This is a genomic window from Bosea sp. AS-1 (assembly GCF_002220095.1).
Classification (GTDB): domain Bacteria; phylum Pseudomonadota; class Alphaproteobacteria; order Rhizobiales; family Beijerinckiaceae; genus Allobosea.
Map to the genome: position 1 here is coordinate 780,265 of NZ_CP022372.1, position 15,938 is coordinate 796,202.

Genomic DNA, 15,938 nt, shown 5'->3' on the forward strand with positions numbered 1-15,938 from the left:
GGATGCCGTCCCTTAAGGACCTACGCAACCGCATCGCCTCGGTGAAGGCGACGCAGAAGATCACCAAGGCCATGCAGATGGTCGCGGCTGCCAAGCTGCGGCGCGCGCAGTCGGCCGCCGAGGCCGCGCGCCCCTATGCCGAGCGCATGGAGACGGTGCTGGCCAACCTCGCTTCCGGTGTGACCGGGTCGAGCGCGCCGCGGCTGATCGCCGGCACGGGCTCGGACAAGGTACATCTGCTGCTGGTGCTGACCGCCGAGCGCGGCCTGTGCGGCGCCTTCAACTCGTCGATCTCGCGGCTTGCCCGCGACAAGGCGAATGCGTTGAAGGCCGAGGGCAAGACCGTCAAGATCATCTGCGTCGGCAAGAAGGGCTACGATATCCTGCGTCGGCAGTTCGCCAACGAGATCATCGAGTTCATCGACCTGCGCGAGTTCAAGCAGGTCGGCTTCGTCAACGCCGAGGCGATCGCCCAGAACGTCCTGACCCGCTTCAACAATGGCGAGTTCGATGTCGCGACGCTGTTCTTCTCTAAGTTCAGGTCGGTCATCGCCCAGATCCCGACGGCGCAGCGCATCATCCCGGCCGAGATCCCGGAAGGGACCAAGCAGACGGACGCCGTCTACGATTACGAGCCGGAAGAGGGCGAGATCCTCGAGACGCTGCTGCCGCGCAACCTGACCGTTCAGGTGCTGCGCGGGCTGCTCGAGAACGCCGCGTCCGAGCAGGGCGCGCGCATGTCCGCGATGGACTCCGCCACGCGCAATGCCGGCGAGATGATCAAGAAGCAGACCACGCTCTACAACCGCTCGCGCCAGGCGATGATCACGAAGGAACTGATCGAGATCATCTCCGGCGCGGAAGCGCTTTAACCGCCTGATCTATACGGCCGGCGGGCGCTCTCCGCCGGCTGCCGCAACATCCGAATGCGCTAGTCCCGAGGTTCCGCCATGGCCAAAGCCGCTACCAAGACCACCAAGACGAAGACCGCCGAGAAGCCCGCCAACACCGGTACCGGCCGGGTCGCCCAGGTCATCGGCGCGGTCGTCGACGTGCAGTTCGACGGCGAGCTGCCGGAGATCCTGAACGCCCTCGAGACCGAGAACCTCGGCAACCGCCTGGTGCTCGAAGTCGCCCAGCACCTCGGCGAGAACACGGTTCGCACCATCGCGATGGACTCGACCGAAGGTCTGGTTCGCGGCCAGTCCGTGACCGACACCGGCGCCCCGATCGCGGTTCCGGTCGGCGAGGAGACGCTTGGCCGAATCATGAACGTCATCGGCGAGCCGGTCGACGAAGCCGGCCCGATCCTGACCACCGCCACCCGCGGCATCCACCAGCCGGCCCCGGCCTATTCGGAGCAGTCGACCGAGGCGCAGATCCTCGTCACCGGCATCAAGGTCGTCGACCTGCTGGCTCCCTACGCCAAGGGCGGCAAGATCGGCCTGTTCGGCGGCGCCGGCGTCGGCAAGACCGTGCTGATCATGGAGCTGATCAACAACGTCGCGAAGGCCCACGGCGGCTACTCGGTGTTCGCCGGCGTCGGCGAGCGCACCCGTGAAGGCAACGACCTCTATCACGAGATGATCGAGTCGAACGTCAACAAGGATCCAAAGGAGAACAACGGTTCGACCGCTGGCTCCAAGTGCGCCCTGGTGTACGGCCAGATGAACGAGCCCCCGGGCGCCCGCATGCGCGTCGCCCTCTCGGGCCTGACCGTCGCCGAGAACTTCCGCGACCAGGGCCAGGACGTGCTGTTCTTCGTCGACAACATCTTCCGCTTCACGCAGGCGGGTTCGGAAGTGTCGGCGCTGCTCGGCCGCATTCCTTCGGCGGTGGGCTATCAGCCGACGCTCGCCACCGACATGGGCAACCTGCAGGAGCGCATCACCACCACGACCAAGGGCTCGATCACCTCGGTGCAGGCGATCTACGTGCCGGCGGACGACCTGACCGACCCGGCGCCGGCGACCTCCTTCGCCCACCTCGACGCCACGACCGTGCTGTCGCGCTCGATCGCGGAAAAGGGCATCTATCCGGCGGTCGACCCGCTCGACTCGACCTCGCGCATGCTCTCGGCCGACATCGTCGGCGAGGAGCATTACGGCGTCGCCCGTCAGGTCCAGCAGGTGCTCCAGCGCTACAAGGCGCTGCAGGACATCATCGCGATCCTGGGCATGGACGAGCTCTCGGAAGACGACAAGATGACGGTCGCCCGCGCCCGCAAGATCGAGCGCTTCCTGTCGCAGCCCTTCCACGTGGCGGAAGTCTTCACCGGCTCGCCCGGCAAGCTCGTCTCGCTCGAGGACACGATCAAGGGCTTCAAGGGCCTGGTCGAGGGCAAGTACGACCACCTGCCGGAAGCGGCCTTCTACATGGTCGGCTCGATCGAGGAAGCCGTCGAGAAGGCGCAGCGCCTGGCCGCCGAGGCTGCCTGAGCCAGACCTATTGCCGCGGAGCGCAAGCTCCGCGGTCATTCACTTGACTGACGAAAAGCGGGAGAGGCGATCCTATAGCGCACGAGGGACGACACCACGGAAGGGGGAAGGACGATGAAGGCGTATCTGCATGCCGACGGAGGCCACTTCGATTTCCAGTGGAATGTCGACTGTTCGGTTGGCAAGGGAGGCCAGAACAACCTGCGGGCCGACGTCCTCTATATCCAGTGGTACTACAGGCTGGCCGCTGAGCAGGCCGAGACACCGCCGGACCGGAAGGCGGTCTATCGGGAGGTGCCGTTGAGCGGCAGCTGCACGGGCCGCGACGATGATCCGCTCGTCAGGGCGATCATGATGCACCAGCGCTCGCTCAACCATCCGCAGGTGGATGGACGCGTGAGTGTCGCAACGGGGAGCGGCAAGGTCGGTACCACGGCGTTCTTCGTCTTGAGGCTGGGCGCTCGCATTGCGCGGATGTATCCTGAGCAATGGCCCCGCCTCGACAAGATACCAGGCTGCCCGCCTGAGGTGGCGCAAGCTGCCCGGCAGGCCGTTCCGCAATTCTAACCCAGACTGGCTGAGATCACGCCCATGGCCACCTTCAAGTTCGAACTCGTCTCGCCGGAGCGCATCCTGTTCTCGGGCGACGTCATCAGCGTCATCGTCCCCTCGGTCGAAGGTGAGATGACCGTGCTCGCAGGCCATGCGCCTCTGGTCGCGACGCTCAAGACGGGCATCGTCTTCGTCCAGACGACCGATCAGAACGGCAAGGAATTCTTCGTCAATGGCGGCCTCGTCGAGGTCAACCAGGAAACGACGACGATCCTGGCCGAGCAGGGCCGTTTCCTCGAGGACGTCGATACCGCCGTTCTCGACGCCGAGATCCTGACCGCCGAAACCCGGCTGACGGGCGCTCACAGCGACGAGGAAAAGAAGCGCCTGAGCGAGATGCTGGTGCAGCTGCGCGAATTCAAGCACGTCTTCGAGCAGCGCAAGGCCGCCTGAGGCGTTCTTCCGTTACCGAATCCGAAAGGGCCGCGCGAGCGGCCCTTTTTCGTGGGTTGATGGTGCGAGGCGGCGCCGTCGTGCTCAGCTCCGCCCGGCGAAGGCCGCAAAGGCTCGCACAACCTGTTCATAGACCGGCCGCTTGAAAGGCGCGATCAGCTCCGGCATCTCGGCGAGCGGCCGCCAGCGCCATTCGCTGAATTCGGGCGGTTCGTCGCCATTGGGCTTGCCGATGTCGATCTCGCGTTCTTCGCCAGAGAAGCGGAAGGCGACCCAACGCTGGCGTTGGCCGCGGAAGGCGGAGAGCTTGTGCGGCGGGCCGTCATAGGGCGGGAAGTCGTAGCTCCACCACTCCTCCGTGACCGCCAGCAGCTCGGCCTGAGTGATGCCCGTCTCCTCCGCGAGCTCGCGCCGGGCGGCCGTGACGATGTCCTCGTCCGAATCGATGCCACCCTGCGGCATCTGCCAGTCGAAGCCGGGCGGGACGACTTCCGGTCCTGCGCTATGCGAGCGGCCCGCGAAGACGTGGCCATCCGCGTTGAACAGGGCGATGCCGACATTGGGACGATAGGGGAGACTCATCGGCAGAGCATAGATGGCTGCCCTGTACTGCGAAATAGTCTGCGGGCCAGCCTTACGACGGCTCGCTTGGTAGCCGACGCAGGGGCCTCAACCGTCCTGTCTGGACAGCACGCAGGCGAGGAGGCCGGGAAAACGGCCTTCGATATCCTCGCGGCGTAGCGCATTCATCCGCGTCGCGCCCTCGTTGCGAGTGCGGATCAGCCCCGCTTCGCGCAGGACGCGGAAATGATGGGAGACGCTGGATTTCGGCCGGTCGCCTTCCAGCGCCTGGCAGCTCGCCTCGCCCTCGGTCGCGAGCTGGCGGACGACACCCAGCCGGAACGGATCGCTCAGAGCGTGAAAGACATCCTCGAGCGCTATTTCTTCCAGGGCGGGCAGGCGGGCGTGTCGCATGGCGGAAGCTTATCACAGGGTTTTGATATTGCCAAAATTCGAAAAATATCGAACTATGGAATTATCAAACTTTCCGAAATGGAGCTCAGAATGCCTGGTCTGTTCGACCCTTTTAGCCTGAAAGACGTCACCCTTCGCAATCGCATCGTTGCCTCTCCGATGTGCCAGTACTCCGCCGAGGACGGCCTCGCGAATGAATGGCATCGCGCGCATTTCGCCGGGCTGGCGCGGGGCGGTTCCGGCCTCGTCGTGATCGAGGCGACCGGCGTCTCGCCGGAGGGACGGATCACGCCCGGCTGCCTCGGTCTTTGGAACGACGCGCAAGCCGAGGCGCTGGCGCCGATCGTCGCCGAGATGCGCAAGGCCGGGGCGGTCACCGGCATCCAGATCGGTCATGCCGGGCGCAAGGCCAGCGCCAATCGCCCCTGGGAAGGCGACGATCATATCCCGGTCGGCGATCCGCGTGGCTGGGAGACGATCGCGCCGTCGGCGGTCGCGCAGGGCGGCGGCCTCTCGCGCGTGCCGCGTGCGATGACCACGGCCGACATCGCGCGGGTCCGCGCCGATTTCGTCGCGGCGGCCGAGCGCGCCCGCGATATCGGCATCGAATGGCTGAAGCTGCATTTCGCCCATGGCTATCTGGCGCAGAGCTTCCTGTCGCGCCACGCCAACCGGCGCGAGGATGCCTATGGCGGCAGCTTCGAGAACCGCAGCCGCTTCCTGATCGAGACGCTGGCCGCCGTGCGCAAGGTCTGGCCGGAGAATCGGCCTCTCTCGGCCCGTCTCGGCGTCATCGAGTATGATGGCCAGGACGAGGAGACGCTGACCGAGGCGATCGAGCTGGTGAAGCGGTTCAAGGCCGAGGGACTCGACTTCATCGATGTCAGCGTCGGCTTCTCGACCAATGAAGCCAAGATTCCGTGGGGGCCGGCTTTCCTGGCGCCGGTCGCCGAGCGGGTGCGCCGAGAGAGCGGGTTACCGGCCTCGACGAGCTGGTACATCAGCAAGCCGGAGCAGGCCGACGCGCTGTTGCGCGAAGGCAAGGTCGATCTCGTCACGCTGGGCCGGCCGCTGCTGGCCGACCCGCACTGGCCCTATGCGGCGGCGCAGGCGCTCGGCGTCGAGAATCCCGCCTGGAAGACCCTGCCGGCGCCCTACGCCCACTGGCTGGCGCGCTACCGCGCTGCGTGAGGACCTTCGTGCCTGTAGCGCGGCCTTAAAAAGAGGGGCCGCAAGGCCCCTCTTTTTTTTACCTTACTCGCCCATCGCGATCAGGCTGGCATTGCCGCCGGCGGCGGCGGTGTTGATGGTCACCGTCTGCTCGGTGGCGAAGCGCATCAGATAATGCGGGCCGCCGGCCTTCGGACCGGTGCCCGACAGGCCATGGCCGCCGAAGGGCTGCACGCCGACCACCGCGCCGATGATGTTGCGGTTGACGTAGACATTGCCGGTCGAGAGCCGCTGCGCGACACGCTCCACCGTCGCCTCGATGCGGGAGTGGACGCCGAGCGTCAGGCCGTAGCCGGTGGCGTCGATGGCATCGATGACCTTGTCGAGCTCGCCCGCCTTCCAGCGCACGACATGCAGGATCGGACCGAAATGCTCGGCGGTGAGGTCGCCTACCCGGTCGAGCTTCACGATATGCGGCGCGACGAAGGTGCCCCCGAGCTCGGGTACTTGCCCGGCCCAGGTGATGCGGCCTTGCTGGCGCATGGCGGCGACATGGGCGTCGAGGCGCTGCCTGGCGGCGGCATCGATGACCGGGCCGATATGGGTGTCGAGCAGGCGCGGGTCGCCGAGCTTGAGCTCCTTGGTGGCGCCTTCGATCATCTCGATCATCTTGTCGGCGACGTCGTCCTGCACGACCAGCAGGCGCAGCGCCGAGCAGCGCTGCCCGGCTGAGCGGAAGGCCGACATCACGACATCGTCGCTGACCTGCTCGGGCAGGGCGGTGGCGTCGACGATCATGGCGTTGAGGCCACCGGTCTCGGCGATCAGCGGCACGATCGGACCGTCCTTGGCGGCCAGCACCCGGTTGATTCCGCGCGCGGTCGCGGTCGAGCCGGTGAAGGCGACGCCGGCGACTTGCCTGTGAGCGACCAGAGCTGCGCCGGCCTCGGTTCCGCCCGTGACGAGATGCAGAGCCGAGACCGGTACGCCGGCCTCGTGCAGGATCCTGATGGTCACGGCGGCAATCAGCGGCGTCTGTGGGGCCGGCTTGGCGACGACGCTGTTGCCGGCGACGAGCGCGGCCACTACCTGCCCGGCGAAGATCGCGAGCGGGAAGTTCCAGGGCGCAATGCAGACGAAGGCGCCGCGACCGCGCAGGATCAGCCGGTTTTCCTCGCCCGTGGGGCCCGGCAGGGCGAGCGGCGTGGCGAAATGCTCCTCGGCCTGGGCGGCGTAGTAGCGGCAGAAATCGACGGCCTCACGCACCTCCGAGATGGCGTCGTCGATGGTCTTGCCGGCCTCGCCCTGCAGCAGGGCGATCAGCAGGCCGCGGCGGGCTTCCATGATGTCGGCGGCCTTGCGCAGAGCCGCGGCGCGGACGCGGGCGGGCGTCTCGCTCCAGGCGCGGAAACCCTTTATCGCGGCGGCCATGGCGCGCTCGGCCGTGGCCGCGTCAGCCTCGATCACCTTGCCGAGCGGCTTGTTGTCGATCGGGGAGCGCACGTCGCGGGAGATGCCGGGCTGGGGCTTGCCATCGATGATCGGCGCCGCATCCGGGAAGCTGCCGGCGGCCGCGATCTCTTTCAGCAGACCGTCGAGGCTTTCCTCGTGGCCGAGCTCGGTGCCGGCCGAGTTCTTCCGCGATGGGCCGTAGAGATCGGCCGGAAGCGGGATGCGGCGATGGCGCGCGGCGCTGGCCGAGCCGATGATGTCGGCCGGCGCGAGCAGGAGCTGCGAGACCGGCACGTCAGGATCGCCGGAGGCGCTGACGAAGGAGGAGTTGGCGCCATTCTCGAGCAGGCGCCTGACGAGATAGGCGAGCAGGTCCTGGTGGCCGCCGACCGGCGCATAGGTGCGGCAGGCATAGCCGCCGTTCTCGCGCAGCAGCTTTTCGTAGAGTGCCTCGCCCATGCCGTGCAGGCGCTGGAACTCGAAGCCCTCGGCGTTCTCCGCCATCTCGGCCACGGTCGCGACGGTGAACGCGTTATGGGTGGCGAATTGCGGGATGATGCGGGGCCTCAGCTTCAGGAGCTGCGCGGCGCAGGCCTCGTAGTTCAGGTCGGTCATCGCCTTGCGGGTGAAGACCGGATAATCGGGCAGGCCGCGTTCCTGGGCGCGCTTCAGCTCGGTGTCCCAATAAGCGCCCTTGACCAGCCGCACCATCATGCGGCGGTTGTGCACCTCCGCCAGCCGGCCGATATGGCCGATCACAGCCGCGGCGCGCTTCTGATAGGCCTGGATGGCGAGGCCGAAACCGTCCCAGCCATCGAGCGAGGGATCGGCAAAGACCGCGTCGATGACGTCGAGCGACAATTCCAGACGATCGGCCTCCTCGGCGTCGATCGTGAAGTTGAGATCGTAGCTCTTGGCCTGCCGGGCGAGCGCGATGACCTTCGGGACCAGCTCCGAGATCACGCGCTCATGGCTCGTCGCCTCGTAGCGCGGATGCAGCGCCGAAAGCTTGACCGAGATGCCGGGGCGGTTGGGCAGGCGGTCGTTGCCGGCAGAGCGACCGATGGCGTCGATCGCGGCTGTGTAGGAGGCGAAATAGCGGTCGGCGTCGGCCTGCGTGCGCGCGCCTTCGCCGAGCATGTCGAAGGAGTAGCGATAGAGCTTGCCGGTGCCGGTGCGGGCGCGCTTCAGCGCCTCCTCGATGGTCTGGCCGAGCACGAAATGATTGCCCATCACGCGCATCGCCTGGCGCGTCGCGGTGCGCACGGCAGGCAGGCCGAGGCGCTTGGCCAGGCCTCCGACGATGCCGGCCGGCGTCTCGCCCGGCTGAATGACGCGGGCGGTGATGCCGAGCGCCCAGGCCGAGGCCGAGACCAGGAAAGCGTCCGACTTCGACTCGTGATTGGCGAAATCGCCCTGGCCGAGCTTGTCCTCGATCAGCCGGTCGGCGGTGACGGCGTCGGGCACGCGCAGCAGCGCCTCCGCCAGGACCATCAGCGCGAGGCCCTCCTTGGTCGAGAGCGAGTATTCGCGCAGCAACTCCTCGATGCCGCCCAGGCCGACCTTGCGGGTGCGGATCGCCTCGATCAGCCCGGTGGCGCGGGCGTCGATCCGGGCCTTGGCGGCGGGATCTCGCCGGGCGCCGGCGAGCAGGCGACCGGCGATGGCACCGTCATCCTCGGCATAAGGCGCGCGGAAGGGCGGAATGGTGGGGGCTGCCATAAACGAGCTCCGAGCGAGCGGGCGGGGATATCTGAAGGATGATCGCAGATCGGCAACATATCAATTGGCATTCAAGGGGGTTTGTCCTTATAAAATTTGGTAAAATGATCATTTCTTAGAGATTCATCATGCTCGATCGGACGGATCGCCGTATCCTCTCGCTTCTGCAGGCCGATGGCCGGATCGCCGGTGTCGAGCTGGCGGAGAAGGTCGGCCTTTCCCCGACGGCGACGGGCGAGCGGCTGAAGCGGCTTTCACGCGACGGCTACATCACCGGCTATCGCGCCACGCTCGACCCGGTGAAGCTCGGGCTGCATCTCCTCGTTTTCGTCGAGGTCTATCTCGACAAGACGACGCCGGACGCGTTCGAGCGCTTCGCATCGGCGGTGAAACGGGCGCCGGAGGTGCTCGAATGCCATATGGTCGCCGGCGGTTTCGACTATCTGGTGAAGACGCGCGTGGCCGACATGAACGCCTATCGTCGCTTCCTCGGCGAGGTGCTGCTCGCCCTGCCGGCGGTCCGCGAAACCCGCACCTATGCCGTGATGGAGGAGGTCAAGACCGACGGCGCCCTGCCACTCTGACGACATATCGGAAAAATTGTGGCGATGTTGACGTGATTTCAACGTGTTGTGATGTCAGGATGCTCCGATATGCGGCCCATGGCCGGTGGGAGAGTTCCTGCCGGCGTCCCGAGGGGGAGTTTCCGAGGTTCAGATGCCGGTCCTTTCGCGTCGCGTACCCTCTCCGCTTTCCCGCCGCGCTTTCATGGCAGGTGCGGCTATAGCTGCCTCCGGCGCTATGGTCGGGAGAGCTTCGGCCGGGGTTCCGATCCGCCTGCTGATGGATTGGCGCGTAGAGGGACCGCTGGCCCCGTTCCTGGTTGCCCAGGAGAAGGGCTATTTTGGTGCCGAGGGGTTGGATGTCGTCTTCGAGACGGTGAGCGGCGCGCGCCAGTCCGTCACCCAGCTGGGTTCCGGGGAGTTCGATGCCGCTTTTGCCGACGTCAACGCGCTGATCCGGTTTCGGGACGCCAATCCCGGCCAGGATCCGAAGGCCGTGATGATGGTTCACGACCGGCCGGCTTTCGCCGTCATCGGCCGCCGCAGCCGGGGCATCGCGCCCGTGCCAGCGAGCCTCGAAGGCCGGAAACTCGGCGCGCCGGCGGGGGATAGCGCGTTCGCGCAATGGCCCGTCTTCAGCAAGCTCAACCAGATCGACGAGGGCAAGGTGAAGCTCGAGAACATCGGCTTCCCGGTCAGGGAGCCGATGCTCGCCTCGGGCGAGGTCGACGGCTTCTTCGGCTTCGGCTCATCCTCCTTGCCCAGCCTGAAGGCGCGCGGCGTGCCGGCGGACGACATCGTGGTGATGGCGATGGCCGATCACGGCCTGCAGCTCTACGGCAATGCCGTCATGGTCTCGCAGAAGTTCGCAGCCAAGGAGCCCGGCGCCGTGCGCGGCCTGTTGCGGGCGATCCTGCGCGGTATCCGCGACGTGGCGGCCAATCCCGAAGCCGGTGTGCAACTGGTCGTCAAGCGGGCCGAGAACGCGCAGCCGGACGTCGAACGGGAACGGCTCATGATGTCGCTGGAGCAGAACGTGCTGACGCCTTACGTCAAGCAGCAGGGGCTCGGTGGGATCGAACCGGCCCGCTGGGCACAGGCGATCGACCAGCTCGCCCTGGCGCAACCCCTCAAGGACAAGGCTCGCGCCAGAGAAACCTTTACCGACGCCTATCTGCCGGCCAAGGAAGACCGGCTGTTCTGACAGGCACCCGGCGCAATCCGGGCTGTCCGATCCGGTGGTGACAGCGGGGGACGAGGTGCCTATCGTGCGGCGCCTTTTTCCACCGGATCCCGGTTCATTGCATCTGCCCGACCTGACTGACTACGCCCGTCTTCGGACCTCCTTCCGCTGGCACATCCCCGAGCGCTACAACATCGCCGTCGATGTCTGCGACCGCTGGGCGATGGCCGAGCCGGAGCGACCGGCGATCATCGAGGTATCGAGCGACTGGCAGGTTGCGCCCGTCGGCTTCGGCTGGTTCCGCGAGCACTCCAACCGGCTCGCCAACGCCCTGCGCGCCCGCGGCATCGCGCGCGGCGACCGGGTCGCGATCCTCTTGCCGCAGGGCCGGGCCGTGCTCGCGGCTCATCTCGCCGCCTACAAGCTTGGCGCCATCGCGGTGCCGCTGGCGGCTCTGTTCGGTGTCGACGCCCTGGCCTATCGGCTGGTGGATTCCGGAGCGAAGGTCGTCGTCACCAATGCTGCCGGTCTGGCGAAGCTGCGCCAGATCGGCCAGCCCTTGCCGGACCTCACGCTGGTGATCTCCTCCGACGGCCGCGACGGCGAGGCGCAGGATTGGGAGGCGCTGCTGGCCGAGGCGAGCCCTGAGTTCGTGCCGGTGGCCACGACGCCGGACGATCCGGCGCTGATGATCTACACCTCCGGCACCACCGGCAACCCGAAGGGCGCTCTGCATGGCCACCGCGTGTTGCCCGGTCATCTCCCGGGTGTGCAGATGCCGCATGAATTCATGCCGCAGCCGGGCGATCTCGCCTGGACGCCGGCCGACTGGGCCTGGGCCGGCGGGCTGCTCAACATGCTGCTGCCGGCGCTGCATTTCGGCGTCGCGGTGGTGGCGCGGCCGGTGACGCGTTTCGAGCCGGACGAGGCCCATCGGCTGATGCAGGATCTCGGCATCCGCAACGCCTTCGTGCCGCCGACGGCGCTCAGGATGCTGCGTGGCGCGGGCAGCCCCCGCGGGCGCTTCGATCTCAAGCTCAGGACGGTCGCCGCGGCCGGCGAGGCGCTCGGTGCCGAGACGCTGGAATGGGGACGCGAGGCGCTCGGCCTCACCATCAACGAGGCCTATGGCCAGACCGAGTGCAACCTCGTCCTGGCGTCAAGCGCTGCGATCGGCGTGAGTCGACCCGGCGCGATCGGCAAGGCGGTGCCCGGCCATGAGGTGGCGATCATCCGGCCGGACGGTTCGGTGTGCGCTGCCGGGGAGGAAGGGCAGATCGCGGTGCGGCGGCCCGACCCGGTGATGTTCCTCGGCTACTGGAACAATCCGGCCGCCACGGAGGCGAAGTTCATCGGCGACTGGATGACGACCGGCGACGAGGGCGTGCAGGACGAGGATGGCTATGTCCGCTTCATCGGCCGCGACGATGACGTTATCACCTCCTCCGGCTATCGCATCGGACCGGGCGAGATCGAGGATTGCCTGTTGCGGCACCCGGCCGTTGCCCTTGCGGCCGCGGTGGGCAAGCCCGATGCGCTGCGCACGGAGATCGTCAAGGCCTTCGTGGTGCTGAAGCCGGGCCAGGCCGGTTCCCCGGCGTTGGTGTCGGAATTGCAGAACTTCGTCCGGGCGCGGCTCTCGGCACATGAATATCCGCGCGAGATCGCATTCCGCGACGAACTGCCCCTGACCACCACCGGCAAGATCATCCGCCGCCTGCTGCGCGCGGAGGCCTGAACCGCACGCTCAGGCCGGCTGGGCCGCACCTTCGCGGGCCTGCTGGCCGAGGAAGGCGGACCAGAGACGCTGCACCGTCTCCTCCTCGATGTCCTTCACGATCAGGACGAGGCGGGAGCGCCGGTCGCCATCCGGCCAGGCGTCGAGGCGGATCGGTGGATGCAGGATCTGCTGCACGGCATGGACCAGCAGGGGCCGTTCCGGCTGGTCGGTGAGCTGGACGAGGCCCTTGAGCCGCAGCAGGCGCGGGCCGTGGATCGAACGCAGCAGCGTCCAGAACAGGTCGAAAGTCTGCTGGGCGACGGGCTGTTCGGCCGTCAGCGCGAAGGCGCGGATCGAGGCGTCGTGACGGTTGACGTCGTGCGGGTCTTGGCCGTGATGGTGCTCATGGTCATGATGATGACCATGATGATCGTGGTCGTGATGGTGGTCGCCGGGCAGCGTATCCTCCGCCAGCCAGTGCCGCAGCGCGTCGGGCCGCTTGGCCAGATCGTAGAGGCCGGCGCCCAACAGCATCGAGGCCGGTGCATCGGGCAGCAGGATCTCGATGCCGGGATTGAGCGCCAACAGGCGTGCACGCAGCGTCGCGGTGCTTTCCGGTGGGGCGATATCGGTCTTGGTCAGGACGAGCCGATCAGCGGCGACGACCTGCCGGCGCGCCTCTTCGTGGGCATCGAGCGTCGCCATGCCGTTGACCGCATCGACCAGTGTGACCACGCCGTCGAGCCGGAAGCGCATGGCAAGATAGGGATGGTTGATCAGGACGTTGAGGATCGGCGCCGGATCGGCGAGGCCGGTCGTCTCGATGACGAGCCGCGAGAACGCCTTGAGGCGGCCGTTGTCGCGGCGGCGCAGCAGATCCTCCAGCGTGACGATGAGATCGTCGCGGATGGTGCAGCACAGGCAGCCAGATTCGAGGAGGATCATGTTTTCCTCGACGCCCTCGACCATCAGATGATCGAGTCCGACCTCGCCGAACTCGTTGACGAGCACCACGGTGTCGGCCAGCGCCGGATCCTTCAGCAGACGGTTCAGCAGGGTCGTCTTGCCGGCGCCGAGGAAGCCCGTGAGCAGCGTCAGGGGAACGGGGGCAGGGCGGGCGGGATCGCCGGTCATCGCGTTTCACAGGCCTCAGGCGGGCATAGGACGCCGCCGCGTTTGTTCTAATATTACATTAGCGACCAGGGCCGCGATGACAAGGGCACCACCGGCATATTGCAGCGCCCCCAGCCTTTCGCCGAGGACGACGGCTGCGATGGCCACGGCGAAAATCGGTTCGGCGCAGAAGGCCAACCCCGCCGGGCCGGGTGCGATCCGGGCCAGCGCCAGGATCTGCAGGACGAAGCCCACCAGATAGCCGCCATAGGTGACGGCGACCGCGATGGGCGCGAGCAGGAACGCATGCGGTGGCTGGAAGCTGCCAGTCAGTGCGACGATGGCGAGCGTCACCGGCAGGATTACGACATGCGACCAGAACAGCTTCGGCATGGTCGCGATCGTGGCGCAGTGGGCGGCGGCGAAAAACTGAGCTGCCGCAGCGAGGCTGGCAAGCCCGGCGAGTACCAGCCCTCGGGGATCGAGTCCATGCAGGTCCGGCCCCACCACCAGCGCGATCCCGATGAAGGCGACGAGCGCCACGGCGAGCCTGTCGACCCGGAAGGGGGCGGGCGTCAGCAGCGGCTCGGCCAGGACGATGAGTACGGGGTAGGTGTAGAAGATCACGGCCGCGACCGAGACCGGGACGAAGGAAACCGACGAGAGATAGGCTGTACCGACCAGTGCGGTCGCCACGCCGAACAGCAGCACCGGGAGGCGCTGGTGGCGAAGCAGGGCAAGCGAGGCGCGGGCGAGCAGCGCGACGGCACCCACGAGCACGAGCATGATGAGGACGCGGTAGAAGACCAACAGAGGGCCACCGAGTCCGACGGCCCCCGCGATCTGTGCACTGACGATGTTGGTGCCGAAGGCCGCCGCCGACGCGAAGGCGAGAAACAGGCCCTGGCCTTCGCTCGTCCGCCCCGGTGTCAATCAGGCCCCCCGACCGTATTTCAGGCGTCGCCGCCCTTGGCCTTGGCTTTCGCCATGGGCTTGGGTTTCGCTGCGGCCTCGGAAGGCTTCGGCTTCACCGGAGGAATCTTCAAGGCTTTCGCCTTGGCAGGCTGGGCCTTGGCGGCCGGTTTGGCTGCTCGGGTCGACGGCTTGATGCCAGCCGCGGAGCCGGGGCGCAGGCTCGCCGCCGTCGCCTTGCTGCCTGCCTGAATGGCGCCCTGCAGGCGCAGCGGCCCGGATTCGAAGGCATCGCTGGAAGGCTGGACCGGTGCCCCGGCCGGGGCGAAGGCATTGGTGCCGCGCGGGATCGCGCCGTTGTTCGAAGCGGTGCGCGGAGCGTTGCCGCCGACGAGGCCGGCAGCGACGGGTGCGCCCGGCTCGATGGTCGGCGTGCCGCGGGCGACGCGGGAGGCAGGCTGTGCCGTGACGTTGGCTGCAAGCGGCGCCGAGGCCGAACCAGGGGTGCGGCCGAAGGAGACCTGTACCGGCACCGTCTGGGCCCGCGGCCCGAGTACGACGCGGCCGCGCGGAGACCGCGTTGCGACAGGGCCGGCGGACTGGGTCGCGAAGGTGGCGAAGCGGCCGCCATCGGGCTCGTTGCCGCTGAGTGGCGCGCTGCCGGCGATCGGCCCGTTGGAATCGGCGTCATCCGCCAGCGCGACACCGCCGCCGCGGTGACGGACATCGTCGCAGATGTTCGGGGCGCGCGTGCCGCTCGCGGGCAGCGAGGCGACATTCGTTCCCATACCGCCCCAGCGGCTGAAGCCCTCGTCGAGGAGTTGCGCAGCCTTGACCGTGCGCTCCGTGCCCGAGAGCGAGCCGAGCACGACCGCGATCAGGGTGCGTCCGTTGCGGTTCGCCGTCGCCACGACGTTGAAGCCGGAGGCACAGGTGAAGCCGGTCTTCATGCCGCCGATGCCGGAATAACGCCCGACGAGGCCGTTGGTGTTGTGAATGACCTGCTTGCCGAGCTGGACGGCGGAGGTGTTCCAGTAGTCGGAATATTCCGGGAAATCACGCATCAACGCCATGGCGAGCACGGCGAGGTCGCGGGCGCTGACCTGCTGATCAGGATTGTCCCAGCCATTCGGGTTCATGAAACGCGTATCGCCCATGCCGAGCCGCTGGGCCTCGGCGTTCATCATCCCGACAAAGGTCGGCACGTCGCCGCCGACGCCCTCCGCCACGACATAGGCGATGTCGTTGGCCGACTTGACCATCATGATCCTGAGGGCGTTGTCGAGCGTCACCTCCTGGCCGGGCTTGATGTAGACCTTCACGCGCGGCTGGCTGGCGGCGAGCTTCGAGGCGGGAATGGCCGTCTCGAGCCCGATGCGCCCTTCGCGCACCGCCTTCAGCGCCAGGTAGATCGTCATCATCTTGGCCGTGGAGGCCGGGCGCCAGGCCTGCGTGGCGTTCTCGGCGGACAGCACCTCGCCGCTGGAGGCATCGATGACGAGGCTCGCTCCGGCCAGAGCGGGCGCCGTGGATACGAGGCCAAGGGCAAGGGTGACGGCGAGGCGGGATGCGATCATCGGCGGGTCTTGAACCTGTCTGGTCTTGAAACGAAGCTTGGCAGGGCGACGGCGCTGGGTTCAACGCCACGCATGCGGCATTTTCGAGACGACGGGCGCAAATCCCCG

Annotated in this window: 14 protein-coding genes; 8 read left to right on the top strand and 6 right to left on the bottom strand. The window is 67.3% G+C overall.

Annotated elements, in window-relative coordinates:
* Positions 1–2 precede the first annotated feature (2 nt).
* From CE453_RS05360 to CE453_RS05375, 4 genes are all read left to right on the top strand, one after another.
* Complete coding sequence (locus CE453_RS05360; protein WP_089173644.1) at positions 3–872, top strand: F0F1 ATP synthase subunit gamma; 870 nt, start codon at positions 3–5, stop codon at positions 870–872.
* A 78-nt stretch (positions 873–950) separates the two neighbouring features.
* Complete coding sequence (atpD, locus tag CE453_RS05365) at positions 951–2,438, top strand: F0F1 ATP synthase subunit beta (protein WP_089173645.1); 1,488 nt, start codon at positions 951–953, stop codon at positions 2,436–2,438.
* Positions 2,439–2,552: 114 nt separating this feature from the next.
* The gene (locus tag CE453_RS05370) at positions 2,553–3,005 is read left to right on the top strand and encodes a hypothetical protein (RefSeq protein ID WP_089173646.1); all 453 of its coding nucleotides are present in this window, start codon (positions 2,553–2,555) and stop codon (positions 3,003–3,005) included.
* 24 nt (positions 3,006–3,029) lie between these two features.
* A complete protein-coding gene (locus CE453_RS05375) occupies positions 3,030–3,443 on the top strand; it encodes a F0F1 ATP synthase subunit epsilon (protein ID WP_089173647.1) in 414 nt (137 codons plus the stop codon).
* A gap of 84 nt (positions 3,444–3,527) precedes the next feature.
* Here the strand turns inward: CE453_RS05375 and CE453_RS05380 are convergent, their stop codons facing one another.
* Both CE453_RS05380 and CE453_RS05385 read right to left on the bottom strand, forming a co-directional pair.
* Positions 3,528–4,025 (bottom strand): RNA pyrophosphohydrolase, encoded by a 498-nt coding sequence (locus tag CE453_RS05380; protein ID WP_089173648.1) that lies wholly within the window; start codon positions 4,023–4,025, stop codon positions 3,528–3,530.
* A gap of 87 nt (positions 4,026–4,112) precedes the next feature.
* Positions 4,113–4,418, bottom strand: coding sequence for an ArsR/SmtB family transcription factor (locus tag CE453_RS05385; RefSeq protein WP_089173649.1), 306 nt, complete (start codon positions 4,416–4,418; stop codon positions 4,113–4,115).
* Positions 4,419–4,508: 90 nt separating this feature from the next.
* On the opposite strand from CE453_RS05385, the gene CE453_RS05390 reads away from it, so the two are divergent.
* Positions 4,509–5,609, top strand: coding sequence for an NADH:flavin oxidoreductase/NADH oxidase (locus CE453_RS05390; RefSeq protein ID WP_089177722.1), 1,101 nt, complete (start codon positions 4,509–4,511; stop codon positions 5,607–5,609).
* A 63-nt stretch (positions 5,610–5,672) separates the two neighbouring features.
* On the opposite strand, the gene putA is transcribed toward CE453_RS05390, so the two are convergent.
* Positions 5,673–8,762 (bottom strand): bifunctional proline dehydrogenase/L-glutamate gamma-semialdehyde dehydrogenase PutA, encoded by a 3,090-nt coding sequence (gene putA / locus CE453_RS05395; RefSeq protein WP_089173650.1) that lies wholly within the window; start codon positions 8,760–8,762, stop codon positions 5,673–5,675.
* 125 nt (positions 8,763–8,887) lie between these two features.
* Between putA and CE453_RS05400 the strand changes: the two genes are divergently transcribed.
* From CE453_RS05400 to CE453_RS05410, 3 genes are all read left to right on the top strand, one after another.
* Entirely contained in the window at positions 8,888–9,346 is a 459-nt protein-coding gene (locus CE453_RS05400; protein ID WP_089173651.1) for an Lrp/AsnC ligand binding domain-containing protein, read from the top strand.
* A 259-nt stretch (positions 9,347–9,605) separates the two neighbouring features.
* Positions 9,606–10,529, top strand: coding sequence for an ABC transporter substrate-binding protein (locus CE453_RS05405; protein WP_248307962.1), 924 nt, complete (start codon positions 9,606–9,608; stop codon positions 10,527–10,529).
* A gap of 103 nt (positions 10,530–10,632) precedes the next feature.
* The gene (locus CE453_RS05410) at positions 10,633–12,246 is read left to right on the top strand and encodes an AMP-binding protein (protein ID WP_472840992.1); all 1,614 of its coding nucleotides are present in this window, start codon (positions 10,633–10,635) and stop codon (positions 12,244–12,246) included.
* A 9-nt stretch (positions 12,247–12,255) separates the two neighbouring features.
* Here CE453_RS05410 and CE453_RS05415 read toward each other — a convergent pair whose 3' ends face one another.
* From CE453_RS05415 to CE453_RS05425, 3 genes are read right to left on the bottom strand one after another with little or no spacing between them, the layout of a single operon-like run.
* A complete protein-coding gene (locus tag CE453_RS05415) occupies positions 12,256–13,362 on the bottom strand; it encodes a CobW family GTP-binding protein (RefSeq protein WP_089173652.1) in 1,107 nt (368 codons plus the stop codon).
* Between the two features lie 15 nt (positions 13,363–13,377).
* Positions 13,378–14,274, bottom strand: a complete 897-nt coding sequence (locus CE453_RS05420) for a DMT family transporter (protein WP_089173653.1) — start codon at positions 14,272–14,274, stop codon at positions 13,378–13,380.
* 20 nt (positions 14,275–14,294) lie between these two features.
* Positions 14,295–15,830: a D-alanyl-D-alanine carboxypeptidase family protein gene (locus CE453_RS05425; RefSeq protein WP_089173654.1), complete on the bottom strand. Its 1,536-nt coding sequence runs from the start codon at positions 15,828–15,830 to the stop codon at positions 14,295–14,297.
* Between the last annotated feature and the right edge of the window lie 108 nt (positions 15,831–15,938).

Excerpts from the sequence above, each read along its gene's own strand:
- CE453_RS05375 (WP_089173647.1), top strand. The coding sequence starts at position 3,030 with ATGGCCACCTTCAAGTTCGAACTCGTCTCGCCGGAGCGCATCCTGTTC.
- CE453_RS05425 (WP_089173654.1), bottom strand. The coding sequence starts at position 15,830 with ATGATCGCATCCCGCCTCGCCGTCACCCTTGCCCTTGGCCTCGTATCC.
- atpD (WP_089173645.1), top strand. The coding sequence starts at position 951 with ATGGCCAAAGCCGCTACCAAGACCACCAAGACGAAGACCGCCGAGAAG.
- CE453_RS05390 (WP_089177722.1), top strand. The coding sequence starts at position 4,509 with ATGCCTGGTCTGTTCGACCCTTTTAGCCTGAAAGACGTCACCCTTCGC.
- putA (WP_089173650.1), bottom strand. The coding sequence starts at position 8,762 with ATGGCAGCCCCCACCATTCCGCCCTTCCGCGCGCCTTATGCCGAGGAT.
- CE453_RS05380 (WP_089173648.1), bottom strand. The coding sequence starts at position 4,025 with ATGAGTCTCCCCTATCGTCCCAATGTCGGCATCGCCCTGTTCAACGCG.
- CE453_RS05405 (WP_248307962.1), top strand. The coding sequence starts at position 9,606 with ATGGATTGGCGCGTAGAGGGACCGCTGGCCCCGTTCCTGGTTGCCCAG.
- CE453_RS05360 (WP_089173644.1), top strand. The coding sequence starts at position 3 with ATGCCGTCCCTTAAGGACCTACGCAACCGCATCGCCTCGGTGAAGGCG.
- CE453_RS05415 (WP_089173652.1), bottom strand. The coding sequence starts at position 13,362 with ATGACCGGCGATCCCGCCCGCCCTGCCCCCGTTCCCCTGACGCTGCTC.
- CE453_RS05385 (WP_089173649.1), bottom strand. The coding sequence starts at position 4,418 with ATGCGACACGCCCGCCTGCCCGCCCTGGAAGAAATAGCGCTCGAGGAT.
- CE453_RS05370 (WP_089173646.1), top strand. The coding sequence starts at position 2,553 with ATGAAGGCGTATCTGCATGCCGACGGAGGCCACTTCGATTTCCAGTGG.